This is a genomic window from Pseudomonas sp. BN415 (genome assembly GCF_029871195.1).
Lineage (GTDB): Bacteria > Pseudomonadota > Gammaproteobacteria > Pseudomonadales > Pseudomonadaceae > Metapseudomonas > Metapseudomonas resinovorans.
This window is the reverse complement of sequence record NZ_SSOK01000066.1, coordinates 1-22,293: the sequence shown is the minus strand read 5'-3', so window position 1 is coordinate 22,293 and position 22,293 is coordinate 1. Positions and strand designations below refer to the sequence as shown.

At 64.9% G+C, this 22,293-nt stretch carries 19 protein-coding genes; 6 read left to right on the top strand and 13 right to left on the bottom strand.

Translation table 11 applies throughout. The features are described 5' to 3' along the window. Positions 1-70: 70 nt before the first annotated feature. The 13 genes from E8F20_RS24180 to E8F20_RS24120 all read right to left on the bottom strand — a co-directional run bounded on the left by E8F20_RS24180 (position 71) and on the right by E8F20_RS24120 (position 15,141). Positions 71-1,360 carry a flavohemoglobin expression-modulating QEGLA motif protein gene (locus E8F20_RS24180; protein ID WP_280286021.1) on the bottom strand — a complete coding sequence of 430 codons (1,290 nt, stop codon included), beginning with the start codon at positions 1,358-1,360 and terminating at the stop codon, positions 71-73. A gap of 7 nt (positions 1,361-1,367) precedes the next feature. After that, positions 1,368-1,922: a hypothetical protein gene (locus E8F20_RS24175; RefSeq protein WP_280286020.1), complete on the bottom strand. Its 555-nt coding sequence runs from the start codon at positions 1,920-1,922 to the stop codon at positions 1,368-1,370. Between the two features lie 56 nt (positions 1,923-1,978). Then, positions 1,979-2,692, bottom strand: coding sequence for a TetR family transcriptional regulator (locus E8F20_RS24170; RefSeq protein ID WP_280286019.1), 714 nt, complete (start codon positions 2,690-2,692; stop codon positions 1,979-1,981). 197 nt (positions 2,693-2,889) lie between these two features. Then, the gene (gene lysS, locus E8F20_RS24165) at positions 2,890-4,395 is read right to left on the bottom strand and encodes a lysine--tRNA ligase (RefSeq protein ID WP_028627398.1); all 1,506 of its coding nucleotides are present in this window, start codon (positions 4,393-4,395) and stop codon (positions 2,890-2,892) included. A gap of 128 nt (positions 4,396-4,523) precedes the next feature. Further along, a protein-coding gene (gene prfB / locus E8F20_RS24160) for a peptide chain release factor 2 (protein ID WP_280286018.1) occupies positions 4,524-5,619 on the bottom strand; the annotation gives its coding sequence in 2 pieces (ribosomal slippage) (positions 4,524-5,546 and positions 5,548-5,619; 1,095 coding nt in all). Positions 5,620-5,782: 163 nt separating this feature from the next. Next, positions 5,783-6,808, bottom strand: a complete 1,026-nt coding sequence (locus tag E8F20_RS24155; protein ID WP_280286017.1) for a diguanylate cyclase — start codon at positions 6,806-6,808, stop codon at positions 5,783-5,785. A 34-nt stretch (positions 6,809-6,842) separates the two neighbouring features. After that, a complete protein-coding gene (locus E8F20_RS24150) occupies positions 6,843-7,847 on the bottom strand; it encodes a chemotaxis response regulator protein-glutamate methylesterase (RefSeq protein WP_280286016.1) in 1,005 nt (334 codons plus the stop codon). Further along, positions 7,844-10,129, bottom strand: coding sequence for a hybrid sensor histidine kinase/response regulator (locus E8F20_RS24145; RefSeq protein WP_280286015.1), 2,286 nt, complete (start codon positions 10,127-10,129; stop codon positions 7,844-7,846). Before E8F20_RS24145 ends, E8F20_RS24150 begins: the two co-directional genes overlap by 4 nt. Next, a complete protein-coding gene (locus E8F20_RS24140; protein ID WP_280286014.1) occupies positions 10,126-10,815 on the bottom strand; it encodes a chemotaxis protein CheW in 690 nt (229 codons plus the stop codon). The genes E8F20_RS24145 and E8F20_RS24140 overlap by 4 nt, the downstream gene beginning before the upstream one ends. Then, on the bottom strand, positions 10,805-12,055 hold the full coding sequence (locus tag E8F20_RS24135) for a CheR family methyltransferase (protein ID WP_280286013.1): 1,251 nt from the start codon (positions 12,053-12,055) through the stop codon (positions 10,805-10,807). The genes E8F20_RS24140 and E8F20_RS24135 overlap by 11 nt, the downstream gene beginning before the upstream one ends. Further along, positions 12,052-12,558: a chemotaxis protein CheW gene (locus E8F20_RS24130; protein WP_280286012.1), complete on the bottom strand. Its 507-nt coding sequence runs from the start codon at positions 12,556-12,558 to the stop codon at positions 12,052-12,054. Before E8F20_RS24130 ends, E8F20_RS24135 begins: the two co-directional genes overlap by 4 nt. A 9-nt stretch (positions 12,559-12,567) precedes the next feature. After that, positions 12,568-14,196 (bottom strand): methyl-accepting chemotaxis protein, encoded by a 1,629-nt coding sequence (locus E8F20_RS24125; RefSeq protein ID WP_280286011.1) that lies wholly within the window; start codon positions 14,194-14,196, stop codon positions 12,568-12,570. Between the two features lie 246 nt (positions 14,197-14,442). Continuing rightward, the gene (locus E8F20_RS24120; RefSeq protein WP_280286010.1) at positions 14,443-15,141 is read right to left on the bottom strand and encodes a tellurite resistance TerB family protein; all 699 of its coding nucleotides are present in this window, start codon (positions 15,139-15,141) and stop codon (positions 14,443-14,445) included. Between the two features lie 204 nt (positions 15,142-15,345). On the opposite strand from E8F20_RS24120, the gene E8F20_RS24115 reads away from it, so the two are divergent. From E8F20_RS24115 to E8F20_RS24090, 6 genes are all read left to right on the top strand, one after another. Next, on the top strand, positions 15,346-16,257 hold the full coding sequence (locus tag E8F20_RS24115; RefSeq protein ID WP_137822187.1) for a LysR family transcriptional regulator: 912 nt from the start codon (positions 15,346-15,348) through the stop codon (positions 16,255-16,257). Positions 16,258-16,362: 105 nt separating this feature from the next. Beyond that, complete coding sequence (locus E8F20_RS24110; RefSeq protein WP_280286009.1) at positions 16,363-17,868, top strand: gamma-aminobutyraldehyde dehydrogenase; 1,506 nt, start codon at positions 16,363-16,365, stop codon at positions 17,866-17,868. Between the two features lie 75 nt (positions 17,869-17,943). After that, a complete protein-coding gene (ydcS, locus tag E8F20_RS24105; RefSeq protein ID WP_280286008.1) occupies positions 17,944-19,095 on the top strand; it encodes a putative ABC transporter substrate-binding protein YdcS in 1,152 nt (383 codons plus the stop codon). A gap of 266 nt (positions 19,096-19,361) precedes the next feature. Beyond that, complete coding sequence (locus E8F20_RS24100; protein ID WP_280286007.1) at positions 19,362-20,387, top strand: ABC transporter ATP-binding protein; 1,026 nt, start codon at positions 19,362-19,364, stop codon at positions 20,385-20,387. Position 20,388: 1 nt separating this feature from the next. Beyond that, a complete protein-coding gene (locus E8F20_RS24095) occupies positions 20,389-21,339 on the top strand; it encodes an ABC transporter permease (protein WP_280286006.1) in 951 nt (316 codons plus the stop codon). Beyond that, on the top strand, positions 21,329-22,135 hold the full coding sequence (locus E8F20_RS24090) for an ABC transporter permease (RefSeq protein ID WP_280286005.1): 807 nt from the start codon (positions 21,329-21,331) through the stop codon (positions 22,133-22,135). The genes E8F20_RS24095 and E8F20_RS24090 overlap by 11 nt, the downstream gene beginning before the upstream one ends. Positions 22,136-22,293: the final 158 nt, after the last annotated feature.

Here is a 22,293-nt window from a genome sequence, read left to right as displayed (position 1 = left end):
GGCGAATGATTTCGCCCCTACAGGGTTCGTGCCGCCTTGCAGGGGGAGTGCCTTCGCCCCTACAGGCAGGTCAGAGGATGTTGGCGTAGTCCGCCTCGATACGGTCCAGGCTCAGGTGGTTGAGGAAGTTGGAGAAGCACATCCAGGCCGACAGCGCGTTGAGGTCGCGGAACTGCGGCGGCAGGTATTTCGGTGGCACCACCAGCCCCTCGTCCACAAGTTGGCGCAGGGTGCGGGTGTCTTCCAGGGTGGTCTTGCCACAGAACAGGAGAGGAATCTGCTCCAGCTTGCCTTTGCGCACGGCCAGCTGGATGTAGTTGTAGATCAGGATGAAGCCCTTCAGGTAGGACAGGTCCTTGGTGAAGGGCAGCCCGCCCGGCAGCGAACCACGGAAGGCGCGGCTGGCGCTGCCGTAGCTCTCTTCCATGCTGTAACCCTGCTCGCGGTAGAAATGGTAGACCTCGAGGAAATCCGCGCCCTCCTCCGCCATGTGAATGGCGCGGGTGCGGTTGGTCAGCCGGCGCAAGCGAGTCGGGTAGGAGGCGAAGGCGATGACCTCCATCAGGATCGCCAGGCCTTCTTGGGTCACGGTCGACGACGGCGGGCCTTTGGAGAGGAAGGTGCAGATCGGCTGATTCTGGCCGTTCAGGGTGGTCCCCACATGTACCAGCCCTTCGTGGACTTCCAGGGCACGCACGTCGCGCTCATTGAACATGGCGTCGGCACGCACCTTGATGTAATCCGCCCCGGCCGCGGCATCCGCGACTATGCCGTCAGACTCGAACACGCGGATGGTGTCGTCGCCGAACACGGCCGCCAGCCGACTCTGCAGCAAGCCCACGGCGTCCTTGGCGGTGAGGGTCTTGGCCTCGTCCTTGAGGTCGCCGCGATGGGCGATGTTGTTCAGGTAGTCCGAAAGCATCAGGCCTAGGTCGGCCAGGGTCGGGTCGCCGGCATGGAAGGCGTCGGAGGCGGCACCATAGAGTTCCTGGGAAATCAGGCCGAAATCCGCGGTGCCGCGTGCTTCGAGCATGCGGATCACCATGCGGTACTCCTTGCACATCCGCCGCATGATCTGCCCCACCGGGTTGAACTGGCCCAGGTGACGGGTGATATCGCGCTCGATGTTCTGGAATTCCAGCTTCTTCTCGACTGAGTCGAAGGCCAGTGGGCGGCTGTCGTAGTAGGCGCGGTCCACTGGGGGCATGGCCTTGCCCTTGTGCTTGAGGAAGCCCTGGCGGACGCTGTCGTCCCACTTCACGGCGTCCAGCACGCGGATCGGTGTCTGCGCCTGGACGATACGGTCCGATAGCGCGCGAATGGTCTTCTGGTAATCGTCTGGCAGCTTGCGGCGGGTCATCGGTTGCTCACTCCTCGGTCGCGCGCTGGTACCGCGCCACTTCGACGAAAACGTCGGAGTTGGCGGGGTCGTCCAGCCAGCCGAAGACCACATCCAGCGGGCTGGTGATGAGCACGCCGTCGCCTTCCGGCATTTCCACGACCTGCCCCTGGAATTTGCCGTCCTGCATTTCCTGCTCGAAACGTTCGACATCCAGGTTGTAGACCACCAACTCGTTGTCGGTGGTCAGCTCGAATCCAGCGATGGCGAAGTTGGCACCAAGCGTCTTCGGCAGACCGGCCGAAAGGTACCAGCGGCGTCCATGGTGGGCGACGGTGAAGCCGAACTCCTCCATGCCCTCCAGGTTGTCCTTGCTGCCCTCGAAGCTGCGTGCCTTGTACAGGTTGGAGCCGGCGCGGCTGACCTCCAGGTACTGGCGCTCGCCCCACTCGTCCTTGCGGGTCCAGTCCCCGAGAAGTGGCATGGGTGCCGGCTCGTTGGCCGGGATCGGATCCTTGAAGGTGACCAGGCAGCCGCCCAACAGCAGGAAGGACAGGGCAACCACGGCACGCCAGACTTTCATTTCGCTCTCCTTGTGATAACGAAAAACCCCGCCTCGGCGGGGTTCGATCTATGCGCCTACAGTCCCATCACCAGGTAAAGGTAGCGTTTCAGGACGGCTCGCATCTCGTCGATGTCGAGGTTTTCCACCCCGTCGAGGAGGCCCTGATATTCCATCCGCAGAATGACGGCCGTCAACACCTTGGCGTCTTGAGTTGGCTCGGCCGAGCCCAGAACCTGGAAGAAATGCTCCGCGCCCTGCGAGAGTATCCTGCGATGTGCGTCAGCAAGATTACGCAGGCCGGCGTTGAGCAGCGCTTCCTGGCGGAAGGCGTGTTCGGCGAGCAACTGGTCGCGGTTTTCCTCCAACTGGCTGCACACGTACTGGATGGCCAGCTCGACGATCTGGTCGGTCATCGCCCGGCGCGAGTCACCGTCGCGGCTGAGCACCGCAGCCATGGCCTGGAGGTCATCCTCCACGCTGGCCCAGAAGGCCGCCATCACCGCCGAACTGCGCTCCACGAACTGGGCGAAGGTGTCGGTGATGAGGTCGTTGATGTCCTTGAAGTAATAGGTGGTGGCCGATAGCGGCACCTGGGCCTCGGCGGCCACGGCGCGATGGCGTACGGCACGCACGCCGTCACGGACGATGATGCGCATGGCGGCATCGAGGATCGCCTGGCGGCGCTGTTCGCTGCCCTGGCGGCTGGCCTTGCGGCCCTGGTACTTCACGCTTTCGGCTACCGCGCTGGCCACGCGGGCAGCACTGTCACTGCGGGACGACTGGTTCAAGACAGGAAACCCTCCGATCTCACTCAAGGTGAAAGTGTTGACCATTTATCCGGCTATTCAATGCTGGGATGGGCAAGATTAAGGCTCTGTCGACCCTGACGAGCGCCAAGTAGGAGCGGCTCCGGGGCAAAAGGTTCGCGCGCCGCACGGCAGCCAAGAAAAAACCGCCCGAAGGCGGTTCTTTTCTTGCTCCTGCATCAAGCCTGCGGCCGCATGTGCGGGAACAGGATGACGTCTCGAATAGACGGCGAATTGGTGAGCAACATCACAAGACGGTCGATACCGATGCCTTCACCTGCGGTGGGCGGCATGCCGTACTCCAGGGCGTTGACGAAGTCGGCGTCGTAGTGCATGGCCTCGTCGTCACCAGCGTCCTTCTCCTTGACCTGCAGCATGAAGCGCTCGGCCTGGTCTTCGGCGTCGTTCAGCTCGGAGTAGGCGTTGGCGATCTCGCGGCCACCGATGAACAGCTCGAAGCGGTCGGTGACGCTCGGGTCCTGGTCGTTGCGGCGCGCCAGCGGCGACACTTCGAAGGGGTACTGGGTGATGAAGTGCGGCTGCTCCAGCTTGTGCTCCACCAGCTCCTCGAAAATCATCACCTGCAGCTTGCCCAGACCTTCGTGGCCGAGGACCTTGGCACCGGCCTTCTTGGCGATCTCGCGGGCCTTCTCGACATCGTTGAGGTCGGCGGCGGTGATTTCCGGGTTGTACTTGAGGATGGCGTCGAATACGGACAGGCGCACAAACGGCTCGCCGAAGTGGAAGACCTTGTCGCCGTAGGGCACGTCGGTGCTGCCGAGCACCGCCTGGGCCAGCTCGCGGAACAGTTCCTCGGTCAGGTCCATGTTGTCTTCGTAGTCAGCATACGCCTGGTAGAACTCGAGCATGGTGAACTCGGGGTTGTGCCGGGTCGAAACGCCTTCGTTACGGAAGTTGCGGTTGATCTCGAAGACCTTCTCGAAACCGCCGACCACCAGACGCTTGAGGTACAGCTCCGGTGCGATACGCAGGAACATGGCCATGTCCAGCGCATTGTGATGGGTCGCAAACGGCTTGGCTGCGGCGCCACCGGGGATGGTCTGCAGCATCGGGGTTTCCACTTCGAGGAAACCGCGGTCACTGAGGAAGCGACGAATGTGGGCGATCACCTGGGAACGCACGCGGAAGGTGTTGCGGGTTTCCTCGTTGACGATCAGGTCGACGTAACGCTGGCGATAGCGCTGTTCGGTGTCGGTCAGGCCGTGGTGCTTGTCCGGCAGCGGGCGCAGGGACTTGGTCAGCAGGCGCACGCTGGTCATCTCGACGTACAGGTCGCCCTTGCCGGAACGGGCCAGGGTGCCTTCTGCGCCGATGATGTCGCCCAGGTCCCAGGTCTTGATCTCGGCCAGGGTCTCTTCGGGCAGGGTCTTGCGGTTCACGTAGACCTGCAGGCGGCCGCTGCTGTCCTGCAGGACGATGAAAGAACCGCGGTTGAGCATGATGCGACCGGCGACCTTGACCGGGATGGCGGCTGCTTCCAGCTCTTCCTTGGTCTTGTCGGCGTACTCTTTCTGCAGGTCCGCGAAGTAGTTGTCGCGGCGGAAGTCATTGGGGAAGGCGATGGCCTTGGCTTCACGCACGGCAGCAAGCTTTTCCTTGCGTTGGGCGATCAGCTTGTTTTCTTCCTGTTGCAGTTCGTGCTGGTCGAGTTGTTGGTCGCTCATGGTCGTTCTATCTGCCTGGCGTCTGTTTCAATTTGGGTAACCGCAGGACCGAGAGGGCGACAAGCCCTTGCTCGCGAAGCGTTCGATGCTGTTCGCGAGCGAGCCCGCTCCTACAAAAGTGTGGTGCGTCAAAGCCCTTGCTTGAGGCTGGCCTCGAGGTATTCGTCGATATCGCCGTCCAGCACCTTGTCGCAGTCGCTACGCTCGACGCCGGTACGCAGGTCCTTGATCCGCGACTGGTCGAGTACATAGGAACGGATCTGGTGGCCCCAGCCGATGTCGGACTTGGTGTCTTCCAGCGCCTGCGAGGCGGCGGTGCGCTTCTGCATCTCCTGCTCGTACAACTTGGCCCGCAGCATCTTCATGGCGGTGTCCTTGTTGGCGTGCTGGGAGCGCTCGTTCTGGCACGCCACCACGGTGTTGGTCGGTACGTGGGTGATACGCACCGCGGAGTCGGTGGTGTTCACGTGCTGACCGCCCGCGCCAGAGGAGCGGTAGGTGTCGATGCGCAGGTCGGACGGGTTGATCTCGATTTCGATGTTGTCATCGATTTCCGGCGAGACGAACACCGCGGTGAACGAGGTGTGGCGACGGTTGCCGGAGTCGAAGGGGCTCTTGCGCACCAGGCGATGCACGCCGATCTCGGTGCGCAGCCAGCCAAAGGCATACTCGCCCTTCACATGGACAGTGGCGCCCTTGATGCCGGCGACTTCGCCTTCGGACAATTCGATGATGGTGGCGTCGAAGCCGCGCTTGTCGGCCCAGCGCAGGTACATGCGCAGCAGCATGTTGGCCCAGTCCTGGGCTTCGGTGCCACCGGAACCGGCCTGGATGTCCAGGTAGGCGTTGTTCATGTCCATCTCGCCGCTGAACATCCGGCGGAATTCCAGCTTCTCGAGGATCTCGCGCAGGCGCTCGACTTCGGCAGCGACGTCGTTCACTGCACCTTCGTCGTTCTCCTCGACCGCCATGTCCAGCAGGTCGCGGGAATCGGCGAGGCCGCCGGTCAGGTCGTCCAGGGTTTCGACGATCTGCGCCAGCTGGGCGCGTTCGCGGCCAAGATTCTGGGCGTATTCGGGGTTGTTCCAGACGTTGGAATCTTCGAGTTCGCGGTTTACTTCGACGAGACGATCATGCTTCTGATCGTAGTCAAAGATACCCCCGAATAGACAGGGTGCGATCGGAGAGGTCCTTGATGCTGTTCAGAATCGGGTTGATTTCCATGACGGAAGCTCTCGCTGGCAAAACTTTCGGAAAAGCCGGCGAGTATACCCGAGTCACTGGAGGCCGGCAGCAGGCCAGCCGCGATTTGCCCCGATCCGGCGACGCGCGGAGGCCCATACGCCACCCTCCCCTCGCGAGAGCCTGCTCAGGATATCGCTAGCGGTCAGGGTTTCGCCTCCGCCACCACCATCGCTACCTGATTGCGACCGTTGTGCTTTGCCTGGTAGAGCCCCTGGTCAGCCATGTCCACCAGCACCAGGGAAGACTGGCCGGCCTTGGGGACGAGGGTGGCTACACCGATGCTGATGCTCAGCACCGAGCCCGGCGTCGGCAATTCGTGGCGGATGCCCAGTGCCTCCACCGTGCGCCGCACCTTCTCCGCCAGCAGGCGCGCACCGCCAGCGGCCGTGCCTGGCAGGACCATGGTGAACTCCTCGCCACCATAGCGTGCGGCGAGATCAGTGGCGCGACTGCAGCATGCGCGAATCGCATCAGCCACCCGGCGCAGGGCCTCGTCACCGGCCACATGACCAAAGTTGTCGTTGTAGCTCTTGAAGTAGTCGACATCGATCATCAGCAGCGATAGCTCGCTCTGCTCGCGCAGGGCACGGCGCCATTCCATGTCCAGGTACTCATCGAAGTGGCGACGGTTGGACAGGCCGGTCAGGCCATCGGAGTTCATCAGGCGCTGCAGCACCAGGTTGGCTTCCAGCAGCTGCTGCTGGCTTTCCCGCAGGGCACGATAGGCCTCGTCGCGTTGCTGCAAGGCGATATAGGAGCGCGAGTGGTAACGGATACGCGCCACCAGTTCGATGGCATCGGGCAGCTTGACCAGATAGTCATTGGCCCCGGCGGCGAAAGCCGCACTCTTCACCGTGGGTTCTTCCTTGGTCGACAGGACGATGATCGGTACATCGCGCAGGGCCGGCACGGCGCGGTACTCGGAAAGCAGGCTCAGACCGTCGACGCCGGGCATCACGAGGTCCTGGAGTATGACCGTGGGCTTGATCTGCAAGGCGACGGCAACGGCCTGAAGCGGGTCGGCACAAAAATGAAAATCGATGCCCGCCTCGGCCATCAGTGCCCGACGCACCGTTTCACCGACCATAGCCTGGTCATCGACCAGCAGCACCATTGCCGAAGGCTCCACCGGGGTCATGTCCGTATGGCTGCGATAGGGGTATTGCATAACGCTCTCCGGGCACACTGGCCTGAGGTGAATTTCATCCGAACGCTTCGACCAACCGGGGCGCGATGCGCTCCAGGGCGAGTATTTCCACCGCCGCACCAATCGCGGCGGCAGCCTTGGGCATGCCATAGACGGCGCAACTGGCCTGATCCTGGGCGATGGTCAGGAAACCCCGGCCGCGCATGCGCTTGAGTCCCTCGGCACCATCCCGCCCCATGCCAGTGAGCAGCACACCGATGGCGTCGGCCTTCCAGTGCTCCACCAGGCTGTCGAAGAACACGTCAATGGACGGCCGGTATACATGGCTGGTGGGTTCGGCGGTGTAGGCCAACTCGCCATTGCGCATCAGCCGCAAGTGATTGTTGGTGCCGGCCAGGAGGATGGTTCCCGGCTGTGGTGGCTCACCCTCCCGCGCCAGGCGCACCGGCAGGCGGGATTCGCTGGCCAGCCAGTCGGCCATGCCAGCAGCGAAGACTTCATCCACATGCTGCACCAGCACCACCGACGCCGAGAAGTTTTCCGGCAACTGTTTGAGCAACTGCGCCAGGGACGCCGGGCCACCCGCGGACGCGCCGATAGCCACCAGACGCTGGCCGCCACTGTGTTGGGCGCGTGGTTCGGTGGCGCCACGACCGCGGTTGTCACGCTGGCCCATGAGCCAGCCGATATTCTGGATCTTGCGCAGTAACTGGGCCGCTTCCTGGGCCTGGCCGCTGCCGAGCCCGGGCGTGTTCACCGCATCCACGGCGCCATGGCCCATGGCCTCGAACACCCGGTGCACGTTCTGTTCGATATCCACCGTCACGATGAGGATGGCGCAGGGGCTGCGGGCCATGATCTGCCGCGTCGCCTCGACCCCATCCATCACCGGCATCAGCAGGTCCATCAGCACCACATCCGGCACATCCCGACCACAGCGCTCCACCGCTTCCGCTCCATTGCCCGCCACCCAGGCGATCTCGTGCGCCGGCTCCAGGGCCAGGGCCCGGCGCAGCGCCTCCACGGCCAGGGGCATGTCGTTGACTATCCCTATCCTCACCCTTGCGCCTCCCCAATCAGCATGACTACCGCATCCAGCAACGCTTCGTCGTGGAAGCTGGCCTTCGCCAGATAATAGTCGGCGCCGGCATCCAGGCCGCGACGACGGTCCTCTTCACGATCCTTGTAGGACACCACCATCACCGGCAGGGACTGCAGGCGATTGTCACGACGCACCAGGGTGACCAGCTCGATGCCGTCCATGCGCGGCATGTCGATATCGGTGATCAGCAGGTCGAAATGCTCGGAACGCAGGGCATTCCATCCATCCATGCCGTCGACCGCCACCGCCACGTCGTATCCACGACCGGCCAGCAGCTTGCGCTCCAGTTCGCGCACGGTGAGGGAATCGTCCACCACCAGCACACGCTTGCGTTGGGCACCGGCTCCCTGGCGGCCGGTGCGATCGACCTTTTCCAGGCGGCCGCTGCCGAGCAGTTTGCCGACCGATTTCAGCAGGTCCTCAACATCGAGAATCAGCACCGGCCGGCCATCGTCCAGCAACGCCCCGGCAGACAGGTCCTGAACCTTGCCCAGGCGCGGGTCCAGCGGCATCACCACCAGTGTGCGCTCGCCGATGAAACGCTCCACAGCCACGCCGTAGCGGGTATCGCGCTCGCTGATCAGCACCACCGGGATGCCGGACTCGTCACGCTTGCCCTCGGCGCACTGGAGGATCTGGCTGGCCGAGATCAGCCCCACGTGCCGGCCCTCGTGCCAGAAATGCTGGCGGCCTTCGAGCTGGACAATGTCCTCGTGCTGCAGCCGGGTCATGCGTTCGATATGGGCCAACGGGAAGGCATAGGCCTCGCCGCCCACCTCCACCACCAGGCTGCGCACCACCGACAGGGTCAGCGGTACTTCGATATGGAAGGTCGCGCCCTGCCCGCTGCGCTGCTCCATGCGTACGCCGCCGCGCAGCTGGCGCACCATGTGTTGCACCGCATCCAGGCCGACACCGCGTCCGGACACCTCGGTGACCTGCTCGCGCATGCTGAAGCCGGGCAGGAAGAGGAAAGCCAACAGCTCTTCCTCGGTCATCCGCATGGCGGTCTCGAGGCTGGCGAACTGGCGTGCAACCACCGCATCACGCAGGCGCTCCAGATCCACGCCAGCGCCATCGTCGGCCAGCTCCAACAGCAGCATGCCGGCATGGTGACGGGCGTGCAGGCGGATCACGCCCTCTTCCGGCTTGCCCCGCCGCTGGCGCACCTGCGGGCTCTCGATTCCGTGATCCACCGCGTTTCGCAGCAGGTGGGTGAGCGGCGCCTCAAGACGCTCCAGCACATCGCGGTCGACCTGGGTGGTGTCACCGCTCACCTCAAGCCGTACCGGCTTGCCCAGGGAGCGCCCCAGGTCACGGACCATCCGCGCCTGGCCCGACAGCACGTCGGCAAAGGGCCGCATGCGCGAGGCCAGGGCGGCGTCGTAGAGCAACTGGGCGCGCTGGCCACCTTGCCAGCCGAATTCGTCGAAGTCGGCCATATGGCCGGCGAGCATCTGCTGGCACTCACCGAGCAGTTGCCGAGCCTCACCCAGCATCGCCTGGGCCTGCGGGTCGAGGGTGCCGTCCAGCACCGATTCCCGGGCCACATCCAGGGCACGACTGGCGCTGGCCTGCAGGCGCTTGAGGCGGTGCAGCGCGTCATTCAGCGGTTTGATGCGCTGGAACTCCACCAGCGACTTGCTGGAGATATCCAGCAGGTGATCGAGGCGCTCGGCGCTGACTCGCAGCACCCGGTCGCGGGCCTCGGTGCCATTGTCCACAGGACTGGGCGATTCCACCTCGCGACGCGCCGGCTCCGGCATTGGCGCCTCGGGCGCGGGTGGCGCGGGTGGCGTAGGTATGACCGGCTCGATCAGCGGTTGGGACGGCGGCGACGGTGTCTCGCCGGGGCCGCCTTGCAGTCGCGCGATCAACGCCTCGATGCTCTCGCGACCGGCATTCTCCGCCCAGTCCACCTCACTGCCGATGCGCAGCAGGAGGTCGGAACCCTGCAGCAGCGCGTCGATATTGTCCGGTTGCAGCCGCACATGACCCTGTCGCGCGGCTTCCAGCAGGTCTTCCATCACATGGGCGACCCGCACCCCGGCATCCAGCCCGACGATGCGTGCTGCACCCTTCAGGGAATGGGCCGCGCGCATGCAGGCTTCCAGTTGGTCGGCCTGCGTCGGATTGCGCTCCAGCACCAGCAATCCGGCATTGAGCACCTGGGTCTGGGCCTCCGCCTCCAGGCGGAACAGCTCCAGCAGGGATGCGTCGCGCATCTGGTCCGGGGTCATGCCAGGCTCCTTGCCATGGCCTGCAGCAGCAGGCCTTCATCCAGCAGCGTGATGCTGCGGCCTCGCCACTGCACCACACCCGAGGCGAACTGGCGCGCGGCCAGATCCGGGGTACGTCCGGGATCAACTATCGAGTCCAGGGGAATGCCGTGGATGCCATCCACTTCATCCACCGGCGCCACCAGCGGACCGCCCTGGCTGGCGAAGATCAGCAACCGGGGCACCACGCGGCGCTCACCGCTCACTTCACCGCCCTTCTCCAGCCCCAGCAGTTCGCTCAAGGACAGGCAGGCCACCAGGGCACCGCGCACATTGGTCACGCCCAGCAAAGCCAGGGAACGCTGGTGCGGCAGCGAATGGATAGGATTGATGGCCGCCACTTCCGCCAGACAGCGCGTCGCCAGGCCCAACCACTCCTCTCCCAGACGGAACACCAGCGTTGAGCGACGCTCGCCTGCCTCTTCCTCGGGGTGGTCAGCGGGAACCGCAGCAGCGTCTTCACGAATCAGTGCGTAGCGGTCGAGCAGCAAGGTGGCGGCTGCCGCATGCAGCTCACAATTGCGGCAATGCACATGGATGGCCAGACGTTCGCATGACTTGTCGCCATGCACACCGATGCGATTCCAGCAGTCGTCCACCGCCGGCAACTGGTCGCTGGCGATCAGGGGCAGTCGGTTATCGGCCATGGTTGTTCAGCCCCCGATTGGCGCGCTGCTGCAGGCGTTGTGCACCAGCCCGGTCGCCGCGGGCAGCGAGCAGCGCCGCCAGGTGGGCCAGCGCCTCGGTGTGCTGCGGCTGCAGGTAAAGCGCCTTGCGGTAGTAGTCCTGAGCTTCATCGACCTTGCCGGCTACATCGCTGAGCAGGCCGAGCCAATAGAAGGCCTCGGCAGAGGGGCCGTGTGCGCTCAGGAAGGCCTCGCAAGCTGCGCGCGCGTCTTCGCTGCGACCACTGTTGGCCAGGCTGGCGATGTTGGCCAGGGCCGTATCGCGCCCAGCTCCTTCGGGCGCGGCCTTGGGCTGTTCGGGTTTCGGCAGTGGCGGGCGCGGTCGGGCCGGAGCACGACTGGGCAGCGGCGCAGCCACCGTTGGCGCAGCTACTGGGACACGGGTCTTGGCCGGCCGGGCAACCGCCTGGGGCGGCGCATGACGGAACACGAAGGCCTGTGGATAACCCAGCGGTTGCATACCCTGCTGGCTGAGCAGACTGGCCTCGGCCGGACCGATGAACATGGCGCCATCACACTGCATCAGGCGCTTGAGCACCTCCAGCACAGCACTCTGGGTCGGGCGGTCGAAGTAGATCAGCAGGTTGCGGCAGAAGACGAAATCGTAGGACGCCTCCCCGGCGAGCAGGCCGGGGTCCAGCAGGTTGCCGCGCATGAAGCGGACCTTGGCCCCCACTTGCCGGGTCAGGGCATAGCCCTCCCCGGCGGGCAGAAAATAACGCTCGCGAAAACCCAGGTCGTCGCCGCGGAACGAGTTGCGTCCATAGATACCCTGGCGCGCCCGCTCCAGCACCCGCTCGCTGACGTCCACTGCGTCCACCTGGAACAACCCCGGCGAGAGCCCGGCATCCAGCAGTGCCATGACGATGGAAAACGGCTCCTCCCCCGTGGAACAGGGCAGGCTGAGGATGCGCAGGGGACGACCGCCCGCCAGCGCCGGCAGCCGCTCGAAGGCCAGGCGGCCGAGGGCGGCGAAGGATTCGGGATAGCGGAAGAACCAGGTTTCCGGCACCACCACGGCCTCGACCAGCGCCTGCTGCTCGCCTGGCGAAGCGTTGAGGGTGGTCCAGTAGGCATCTTCGTCGCGGCTGCCGCAGGCGCCCATGCGCTGGCGTACCGCACGCTCGATGACCACCCGGCCGACGGACTCCGCCTCCAGGCCGATGCGGGTCTTCAACAGGGCTGCGAAGCGCTCGATCATGCCGCCCCCTCCGCAGTCGGGAAGAGCAGCGCGCGGACTTCGTCCGGTAGCAGGTCCATCACACGGATGTGCTGCACCAGGCCATCAGGGCCTTGGTAGACCGGCCCCAGGTAGCGCGCATCGCGCTGCTCCAGGCCGTAGTCGCGGAACTCGTCCGGACGGCAGCGCAGGGTATCGGTGGCCTGTTCGAGGATCAGCCCGAGCCATCGCGGTTGGCCCGCCTGGGGGTACTCCACCAGCACCAGGCGAGTGCTGGTTCGCAACTGCGCCGGCTGGCCGAAGGCGAGTACACCGAGGTCGAGCACGGGAACCAGCACGCCACGGTGGGAAAACACCCCGGCGACCCAGGCCGGCGCCTCAGGCAGTTGCTTCAACTGCCGCAGGGGAAGCACTTCTACCACCTCATGAACATCCAGCACATAGCGGTCGCCGCCCATGCGGAACTGCAGGTAGAGCCTGCCCCTGACCGTACGAGCCGGGGCGAGGGTTCGACTCGGACACATGGCGCCGACTCAGACCTTGAAGCGGCTGACGCCGGTTCGCAGGCCGTTGGCCACGAGGTTCAGTTCGTCAATGGCGGAACTGGCTTGGCGCAACGATTCCACCGTCTGCCCGGTGGCCTCGCCCAGTTGCACCAGGGCCTGGTTGATCTGTTCGGCGCCGGTGGCCTGGGCCTGCATGCCCTCATTGACCATCTGCACCCGCGGCGCCAGGGCCTGCACCTGCTGGATGATCTGCGACAGCTGCTCACCCACCTGCCCCACTTCGGCAATGCCGCGGCGGACTTCCTCGGAAAACTTGTCCATGCCCATGACCCCGGCGGACACCGCCGACTGGATTTCGCGCACCATCTGTTCGATGTCGTAGGTCGCCACGGCAGTCTGGTCAGCCAGGCGGCGCACTTCGGTGGCTACTACGGCAAAACCACGGCCATACTCGCCGGCCTTCTCCGCCTCGATGGCGGCATTGAGGGACAGCAGGTTGGTCTGGTCAGCCACCTTGACGATGGTGGTGACCACCTGGTTGATGTTGCCGGCCTTCTCATTGAGGATCGCCAGCTTGGCGTTCACCAGTTCGGCGGCGCCCATCACCTGGTGCATGGTGTCCTCCATGCGCGCCAGGCCCAGTTGGCCGGAGCCGGCGAGGATGGACGTCTGCTCGGCGGTACCGGACACCTCGGTCATGGTGCGGACCAGGTCACGGGACGTCGCGGCGATTTCCCGCGAGGTGGCACCGATCTCGGTGGTGGTGGCGGCGGTTTCGGTGGCGGTCGCCTGTTGCTGCTTGGATGTGGCGGCGATCTCGGTCACCGACGTGGTCACCTGCACAGCGGAACGCTGAGCCTGGGCTACCAGAGCCTTGAGCTCGTCGGCCATGCTGTTGAAGCCGGTCTCGATGGCGTTGAATTCGTCCTGGCGTTTGAGGTCGAGGCGCGTCGACAGGTCGCCGCCGCCCATGACCCGCAGGGTTTCGACGATACCGCCGACCGGGCGGGTGATAGCCCGCAGCAGCAGCAAGCCGCAGACGACAGCGGCCGCAACCGCCAGCACCATGGCCAGGAGCATGCTGCGCTCGGCATTGCGCACCGAGGCGACGATCTCGGTCACAGACTGCTCGCCCATCTTGCGGTTGGCTTCGATCAGGTCGTTGAGCAGCTTGCGCCCTTCAGTCCACAGCTCCACCTGCGCGCCCTCGAAGGCCTCGCGTGCCGCGTCGAGCCGGCCTTCCTTCAGCTCGGCCAGCACTTGGGCCTGACGCGCCGCATACTCCTTGCGAATCTCTTCGAAGGCTTTGAACTGGGCACGATCGAACTCCTGGGTGATGGTGCCTTCGTAGCCCTGGATCAGCTCATCCAGAAGGACATTGCTTTCTTCCAGCCCCTTGCGATCATTTTGGTAGATGGCGCCCCCCGAATCGCCGTCACGGCGCAGCAGCGCCTGGGTTCGCAGGAGGTTGTCGGTCCAGCTGCTGCGGATCTTGCTGATGTAATACATGCCGGGCACGGAATCCTGCAGCACCAGATCGCCTTGGTGCTCGATGTTCCTCAACTGCAGGTAGGACATGCCGGCCATCAGCAACATGATGGCGATGATCACCGCGAAACTTGCCTGGATACGCAAGCGAACAGTCCAGTTCTTCACAAATCTTCCCCGTTACCAGTGCCCGAATTCTCAGTGTCGCCGGGCCATTGGCGGCGACTCTAGTGAACAAGCCAGGGCGCCCGCAAGCGCCGAAAGGACGCAGATTTACGTCGCCAGAAAGCCGGCGGAGCGCAGCTTTGGGGAGTTTGGCAGAAAGTTTCCCGTTTGCAGGGTATGCGTTGAGGGCCGGTCGCCATGGGAGCGATTTCGATCACGGATCGGTTCGCTCCCACTACCGGGTACCCGTCAGGCCAGTTCTTGTCGAACCTGCCGCTCCAGCTCGACCTTGAGCCCCGGATCGAGTCGCAGCTGACGAGCCAGCTCTTCCAGGTAGGCACGCTCCATGAAGTGCTCTTCGTCCACCATCAGCACGCTGGCCAGGTACATCTCGGCGGCCATTTCCGGGGTGGTAGCCGCACGAGCCACGTCGGCGGGGTCCAGCGGCTTGTTCAGTTCGGCGTCCAGCCAGCGGTGCAGTTCCGCGTCCTGGGTCAGCTTGCCCAGTTCTTCTTCTATGAGCTGGCGTTCGCGGGCATCCACATGGCCATCGGCCTTGGCCGCCGCCACCAGCGCCTTGAGGATGGCCTGGCTGTGCTGCTCGGCCTGGGGTGCGGGCAGGCGGTCGAGGGTCTGCGGTTCAGTCGTTGGCGCGTTCGCCTGCTGGGCCTGCCAGTTGCCATAGGCCTTGTACGCCAGGACGCCAAGCGCCGCCAGGCCGCCATAAGTCAGCGCCTTGCCGCCCAGCTTGCGTGCACTCTTGTTACCCAGCAACAGGCCCAGGGCGCCCGCCGCCAGGGCACCGCCACCCGCTCCCTTGAGCAGGCTGCCGAGATCGCCGTTGCCGGATTTGCCGCCCGAGAAGCCTCCCGATTTGCGGCCAGCTTTCTGTTGCAGCAGGTCCTTGCCGGATTTGAGCAATTGGTCGAGCAGTCCGCGGGTATTCATCGAAGCCTCCAGATAAGTCCGAACCCAAAGATCGACCGACTCTAGCCGCTGGGATTCCCCGCGGCAGTTCGCAGTGTGCTTCGAGATATTGCGGCGGATTCGCAAGGTGGCGGGATTGACGGATTCCATCTAAAAAAGCGAAACGCTCGCACAGTTTTCGATATTCGCTATCCATCGACCGCCATCCAGACGCGAACCACGCCCATGATGACCCTCCGCCAGATCCGCCACTTCATCGCCGTTGCCGAGACCGGCTCCATCTCCGCCGCGGCCCAGGCAGTGTTCATTTCCCAATCGACCCTGACCCTGGCCATCCAGCAACTGGAGGAAGAGATCGGCGTCAGCCTGTTCAATCGCCACGCCAAAGGCATGTCCCTGACCCATCAGGGTCATCAGTTCCTGCGTCAGGCACACCTGATCCTGGCGACGGTGGAAAACGCCAAGCGCAGCCTGCAACAGAGCACCGACCAGGTGGCGGGCAGCCTCACCATCGGTGTGACCAGCCTGGTGGCCGGTTACTACCTGGCCGACCTCATCACCCGCTTCCAGCGCGCCTACCCCAACGTTAAAACCCGGGTGGTCGAAGACGAGCGCCCCTACATCGAGCATTTGCTGGTCAGCGGCGAGATCGATGTGGGCGTGCTGATCCTCTCCAACCTGGAGGACCGCCACGCCCTGCAGACCGAGGTACTGACCCATTCGCCCCATCGCCTCTGGCTGCCGGCCCAGCACCCGCTGCTCGAGCGCGACAGCATCAGCCTGGCGGACGTGTCCGGCGAGCCGCTGATCCAGCTCAACGCCGACGAGATGGGCCTGCACACCCAGCGTATCTGGTCCCGCGCCGGGCTCACGCCCCAGGTGACTTTGCGCACCGCATCGGTGGAAGCGGTGCGAAGCCTGGTGGCGGCGGGCCTCGGCCTGTCGATCCAGCCGGATATGACCTACCGCCCCTGGTCACTGGAGGGCGACATCATCGAGGCTCGCCCGCTGGTGGATCTGGGCGCCCCACTGGACGTGGGCCTGGCCTGGCGGCGCGGTACTGCCCGCCCGCCCCTGGTGGACCCTTTCCTCACCGTGGCGCGGGAACAGCCGAACAACCGCAGGCCTTCGATTTAATCGAACGCTACTTTCAATATTTAGAATTTGTCGACCCCAGGCCCGACCTCTAGTCTCTGCTCCCCATAAGCAGAGGCATGCCGGGCCCACTCAGGGAGCATCGGGATGACTGAAGAACAAAAAACCGAGAAGAAACGAGCCAGCAAGATGACGGGCGCCGCCAGCACACCGACCCTGCACACCGAACTGCTGATCGACGGCCAGCTCGTCATCGGCGAAGGGTTGGCCGAGCCGATCATCAACCCCGCCAGCGGCGAAACCCTGGTAGCCATTGCCGAGGCGTCCAGCGAACAGCTTCAGGCCGCCGTCACCGCCGCAAACCGCGCCTTCCCCCGTTGGTCGCGCACCACCCCCGCGCAACGCGCCGCTGCCCTGCTGGCCATCGCCGATGCCATCGAGAAACGCGCCGACCAACTGTCCCGCCTGGAAGCCCTGAACTGTGGCAAGCCGCTGCACTTGGCGCGCCAGGACGACATCCCCGCCACCGCCGATGTGTTCCGCTTCTTCGCCGGCGCCGTGCGCTGCCAGCAAGGCCAGCTCGCCGGCGAATACATTCCCGGCCACACCAGCCTGGTGCGCCGCGATCCGGTCGGCGTGGTGGCCTCCATCGCGCCCTGGAACTACCCGTTGATGATGGCGGCCTGGAAGATCGCCCCGGCGCTCGCTGCCGGCAACACGCTGATCTTCAAGCCCTCCGAGCACACCCCGCTGTCGATCCTGGCCCTGGCCCCCGCATTGGCCGAAATCCTCCCGCCGGGGGTGATCAATATCCTCTGCGGCGGTGGCGACAGCGTCGGCAGCCAGTTGGTGAGCCACCCACGGGTGCGCATGGTGTCGCTCACCGGCGACATCGTCACCGGCCAGAAGATCCTGCAGAGCGCCGCCCGCACCCTGAAACGCACCCACCTGGAACTGGGCGGCAAGGCACCGGTGATCGTCTGCAACGACGCCGATCTCGACGCCGTGGTCCAGGGCGTGCGCACCCATGGCTACTACAACGCCGGCCAGGACTGCACCGCGGCCTGCCGCATCTATGCCCAGGCCGGCATCCACGACCGCCTGGTGAGCGAACTGGGCGAGGCCGTGGCCAGCCTGCGCTTCGCCCGCAAACGCGACCAGGACAATGAAATCGGCCCGCTGATCAGCTCGCGCCAGCGCGACCGCGTGGCCAGCTTCGTCGAGCGCGCCCTGGGCCAACCGCATATCGAACGGGTCACCGGCGCCGCTGTGCATTCGGGCGCGGGCTTCTATTACCAGCCCACCCTGCTGGCCGGCTGCAAGCAGCAGGACGAAATCGTCCAGCGAGAAGTCTTCGGTCCGGTGGTCACCGTCACCCGCTTCGACGACCTGGCCCAGGCCGTGGACTGGGCCAACGACTCCGAGTACGGCCTGGCCTCCTCCGTCTGGACCCAGAACCTGGACAAGGCCATGCAGGTCGCCGCGCGCCTGCAGTACGGCTGCACCTGGATCAACACCCATTTCATGCTGGCCAGCGAAATGCCCCATGGCGGGCTCAAGCGCTCCGGCTACGGCAAGGACCTGTCCAGCGACTCGTTGCAGGACTACAGCGTGGTGCGCCACATCATGGCCCGCCACAACATTGATTTCTAAGAGAGATAAACGGCCCCCGAGGCCGGCTTTACCTGCTTGATCTGCCCCGACCAATAACGAAAAAGAGGGAACATCATGTCCGTGCGCAAAACCGCCCTGCTCAGCGCAGTGGCCACCGCGATCCTGGCCAGCACCAGCCTGCAGGCCGCCGAAGCCCTGAAACAAGTCGGCAAGGGCGAAGGCCAGCTCGACATCATCGCCTGGCCCGGCTACATCGAGCGTGGCGAGTCGGACAAGAACTACGACTGGGTCACCCAGTTCGAGCAGGACACCGGCTGCAAGGTCAACGTGAAGACCGCCGCCACCTCCGACGAGATGGTCAGCCTGATGGCCAAGGGCGGCTACGACCTGGTCACCGCCTCCGGCGACGCCTCGCTGCGCCTGATTTACGGCAAGCGCGTACAGCCAATCAATCCGGAGCTGATCCCCAACCTCAAGAACCTCGACCCGCGCCTGAAAGACGCGCCCTGGTTCACCGTCGAGGGTAAATCCTACGGCACGCCCTACCAGTGGGGCCCGAACCTGCTGATGTACAACACCAAGGCCTTCAAGCAGGCGCCGGACAGCTGGAGCGCCGTGTTCGAGCCCCAGCAACTGGCCGACGGCAAGGCCAACAAGGGTCGCGTGCAGGCCTACGACGGCCCGATCTACATCGCCGATGCCGCCCTCTACCTGAAATCCGCCAAGCCGGAACTGGGCATCCAGGACCCCTACCAGCTCACCGAAACGCAGTACGCCGCTGTGCTCGACCTGCTGCGCAAGCAGCACAGCCTGGTGCACCGTTATTGGCACGACGCGACCGTGCAGATGAGCGACTTCAAGAACGAAGGCGTGGCCGCCTCCAGCACCTGGGGCTACATGGCCAACACCCTGAAAGCTGAAGGCCAGCCGGTCGCCACCGTGTTCCCGAAGGAAGGCGTCACCGGTTGGGCCGACACCACCATGCTGCACGCCGAGGCCAAGCACCCGAGCTGCGCCTACAAGTGGATGAACTGGTCCCTCGAACCCAAGGTCCAGGGCGACGTCTCCGCCTGGTTCGGCGCCCTGCCGGCCGTGCCCGCCGGCTGCAAGGCCAGCGCCCTGCTCGGCGCCGAAGGCTGTGCCACCAACGGCTACGACCAGTTCGACAAGATCGCCTTCTGGAAAACCCCGCAGGCCGAGGGCGGCAAGTTCGTCCCCTACAGCCGCTGGACCCAGGACTACATCGCGATCATGGGCGGCCGCTGATAGCTCCCCTCTCCCGCTTGCGGGAGAGGGGCCAGGGGAGAGGGTAGCTCGGCACCGCGCGGTATTTCCCTCTCCCCAGCGCTCTCCTTGAATCGAGAGAGTTAATCGGACCTCCTTGAAACACCGAGCGGCTGAATTTGCCCTCACCCCAGCCCTCTCCCAGAGGGAGAGGGAGTCATACCGAGCCACCTGAAATTCCCGCAGGGTCTCCACCGCGAAGCCCCGCCCAAGTCATGTTTTTTTTCGCGTCACCGGAGCACCGCACCATGACACTTGCTGTCCAGTTCACCCAGGTTTCCCGCCAGTTCGGTGAGGTCAAGGCCGTCGACCGGGTATCCATCGATATCAAGGACGGCGAGTTCTTCTCCATGCTCGGCCCATCCGGCTCGGGCAAGACCACCTGCCTGCGCCTGATCGCCGGCTTCGAGCAGCCCACTTCAGGTTCCATCCGCATCCACGGCGAAGAGGCCGCCGGCCTGCCGCCCTACGAGCGCGATGTGAACACCGTGTTCCAGGACTACGCCCTGTTCCCGCACATGAACGTGCGCGACAACGTCGCCTATGGCCTCAAGGTGAAAGGTGTAGGGAAGGCCGAGCGCCTGGCTCGCGCCGAAGAAGCCCTCGGCATGGTTGCCCTGGCCGGTTACGGCGAGCGCAAGCCGGCACAGCTTTCCGGTGGCCAGCGCCAGCGCGTGGCCCTCGCCCGTGCACTGGTCAACCGCCCGCGCGTGCTGCTGCTGGACGAGCCCCTCGGCGCCCTGGACCTCAAGCTGCGCGAGCAGATGCAGAGCGAGCTGAAGAAGCTGCAGCGCCAGCTCGGCATCACCTTCATCTTCGTCACCCACGACCAGGGCGAAGCGCTGTCCATGTCCGACCGCGTAGCGGTGTTCAACAAGGGCCGCATCGAACAGGTGGACACCCCACGCAACCTCTACATGAAGCCGGCCACCCCCTTCGTTGCGGAATTCGTGGGCACCTCCAACGTCCTGCGTGGCGACCTGGCACGCCAGCTCACCGGCACCGAACAGCCATTCTCCATCCGCCCCGAGCACATCCGTTTCGCCAGCGGCGAGCGCAACGGCAGCGATGTGGAGATCAGCGGCCTGCTCCACGACATCCAGTACCAGGGCGCCGCCACCCGCTACGAAATCCGCCTGGATAACGGCCAGAACCTCTGCGTCAGCCTGGCCAACAGCCAGTGGCAGGACGCCGCGCCGCTGCACCAGCAGGGACAGGTGGTCACCGCCCGCTGGGCTCGCGATGCCATGGTCCAGTTGACCGAGGGCGTGTGACATGGAACTGACCCTCAACGCCGAGCGGCCGCACGCCGCCAATGGCCTGATGCGCAGGTTGTCGAGCCTGCTCTACCGCCGTCCGACCCTGTACCTTTCTCTGCTGCTAGTACCGCCGCTGCTGTGGTTCGGCGCGATCTACCTGGGTTCGCTGCTGACGTTGCTCTGGCAGGGTTTCTATACCTTCGACGACTTCACCATGGCGGTGTCGACGGACCTCACCCTGGCCAACTTCGCCGCGCTGTTCCAGGCCGCCAACTTCGACATCATCCTGCGCACCTTGAGCATGGCCGCAGCGGTCTCCATCGCCAGCGCCGCGCTGGCCTTCCCTATCGCCTACTACATGGCGCGCTACACCACGGGCAAGACCAAGGCGTTCTTCTACATCGCGGTGATGATGCCCATGTGGGCCAGCTACATCGTCAAGGCCTACGCCTGGACCCTGCTGCTGGCCAAGGGCGGCGTGGTGATGTGGTTCGTCCAGGCGCTGCACCTGGAGCCGCTGCTGGAATTGCTGCTGGGCGTGCCCGGCGTGGGCGGCAGCACGCTGTCGACCTCGCACCTGGGACGCTTCCTGGTGTTCGTCTACATCTGGCTGCCGTTCATGATCCTGCCGATCCAGGCCTCTCTGGAGCGCCTGCCGCCATCGTTGCTGCAGGCCTCGGCCGACCTTGGCGCACACCCGCGCCAGACCTTCATGCAGGTGATCCTGCCGCTGTCCATCCCGGGCATCGCCGCTGGCTCGATCTTCACCTTCAGCCTGACTTTGGGTGACTTCATCGTGCCGCAGCTGGTGGGCCCGCCCGGCTACTTCATCGGCAGCATGGTCTACGCCCAGCAGGGCGCCATCGGCAACATGCCCATGGCCGCCGCCTTCACTCTGGTGCCGATCGTGCTGATCGCCGTGTACCTGTCCATCGTCAAACGTCTGGGGGCCTTCGATGCACTCTGAAAAAGCCTCTGTGGGCTTGAAAGCAGCCGCCTGGGGCGGTCTGGCCTTCCTGCACATCCCGATCCTGATCATCTTCCTGTATGCCTTCAATACCGAAGACGCCGCCTTCAGCTTCCCGCCGCAAGGCTTCACGCTGCACTGGTTCAGTGTCGCCTTCGGCCGCGCCGACGTGCTGGAAGCGATCAAGCTGTCGGCGCAGGTGGCTGCCATCGCCACCCTGATCGCCGTGGTGCTCGGCACGCTGGCAGCGGCTGCGCTCTACCGCCGCAGCTTCTTCGGCAAGGAAGGCATCTCGCTGATGCTGATCCTGCCAATCGCCCTGCCCGGCATCATCACCGGCATCGCGCTGCTCTCGGCGTTCAAGGGGCTGGGCATCGAGCCAGGCTTGCTGACCATCGTCATCGGCCACGCCACCTTCTGCGTGGTGATCGTCCACAACAACGTGATCGCGCGGTTCCGCCGAACCTCCCACAGCCTCATCGAAGCCTCGATGGACCTGGGTGCCGACGGCTGGCAGACCTTCCGCCACATCATCCTGCCGAACCTGGGCTCGGCCCTTCTGGCAGGCGGCATGCTGGCCTTCGCGCTGTCTTTCGACGAGATCATCGTCACCACCTTCACCGCCGGCCACGAACGCACCCTGCCGATCTGGCTGCTCAACCAGCTCAGCCGCCCGCGCGACGTCCCCGTGACCAACGTGGTGGCGATGCTGGTGATGCTGGTGACCATGCTGCCCATCCTCGGCGCCTACTACCTGACCAAGGGTGGCGAGGGCGTGGCGGGTAGCGGGAAGTAAGAGTTCAAGGCCTGCACCCTCTCCCTCGCTTTGCTCCTCTCTCCCTCAGGGCGAGGGGCCGGGGGTGAGGGCAGTCCGAGCCGCACACGACAACCCTCACCCCAACCCCTCTCCCAGGGGGAGAGGGGCTAGACCGAACGAGGACTCACCCCATGCAA

Excerpts from the sequence above, each read along its gene's own strand:
- E8F20_RS24180 (WP_280286021.1), bottom strand. The coding sequence starts at position 1,360 with ATGACCCGCCGCAAGCTGCCAGACGATTACCAGAAGACCATTCGCGCG.
- E8F20_RS24140 (WP_280286014.1), bottom strand. The coding sequence starts at position 10,815 with ATGGCCGATAACCGACTGCCCCTGATCGCCAGCGACCAGTTGCCGGCG.
- E8F20_RS24115 (WP_137822187.1), top strand. The coding sequence starts at position 15,346 with ATGATGACCCTCCGCCAGATCCGCCACTTCATCGCCGTTGCCGAGACC.
- lysS (WP_028627398.1), bottom strand. The coding sequence starts at position 4,395 with ATGAGCGACCAACAACTCGACCAGCACGAACTGCAACAGGAAGAAAAC.
- E8F20_RS24120 (WP_280286010.1), bottom strand. The coding sequence starts at position 15,141 with ATGAATACCCGCGGACTGCTCGACCAATTGCTCAAATCCGGCAAGGAC.
- E8F20_RS24175 (WP_280286020.1), bottom strand. The coding sequence starts at position 1,922 with ATGAAAGTCTGGCGTGCCGTGGTTGCCCTGTCCTTCCTGCTGTTGGGC.
- E8F20_RS24090 (WP_280286005.1), top strand. The coding sequence starts at position 21,329 with ATGCACTCTGAAAAAGCCTCTGTGGGCTTGAAAGCAGCCGCCTGGGGC.
- E8F20_RS24145 (WP_280286015.1), bottom strand. The coding sequence starts at position 10,129 with ATGACCCCGGACCAGATGCGCGACGCATCCCTGCTGGAGCTGTTCCGC.
- E8F20_RS24110 (WP_280286009.1), top strand. The coding sequence starts at position 16,363 with ATGACTGAAGAACAAAAAACCGAGAAGAAACGAGCCAGCAAGATGACG.
- E8F20_RS24095 (WP_280286006.1), top strand. The coding sequence starts at position 20,389 with ATGGAACTGACCCTCAACGCCGAGCGGCCGCACGCCGCCAATGGCCTG.
- E8F20_RS24100 (WP_280286007.1), top strand. The coding sequence starts at position 19,362 with ATGACACTTGCTGTCCAGTTCACCCAGGTTTCCCGCCAGTTCGGTGAG.
- E8F20_RS24135 (WP_280286013.1), bottom strand. The coding sequence starts at position 12,055 with ATGATCGAGCGCTTCGCAGCCCTGTTGAAGACCCGCATCGGCCTGGAG.
- ydcS (WP_280286008.1), top strand. The coding sequence starts at position 17,944 with ATGTCCGTGCGCAAAACCGCCCTGCTCAGCGCAGTGGCCACCGCGATC.
- E8F20_RS24155 (WP_280286017.1), bottom strand. The coding sequence starts at position 6,808 with ATGCAATACCCCTATCGCAGCCATACGGACATGACCCCGGTGGAGCCT.
- E8F20_RS24130 (WP_280286012.1), bottom strand. The coding sequence starts at position 12,558 with ATGTGTCCGAGTCGAACCCTCGCCCCGGCTCGTACGGTCAGGGGCAGG.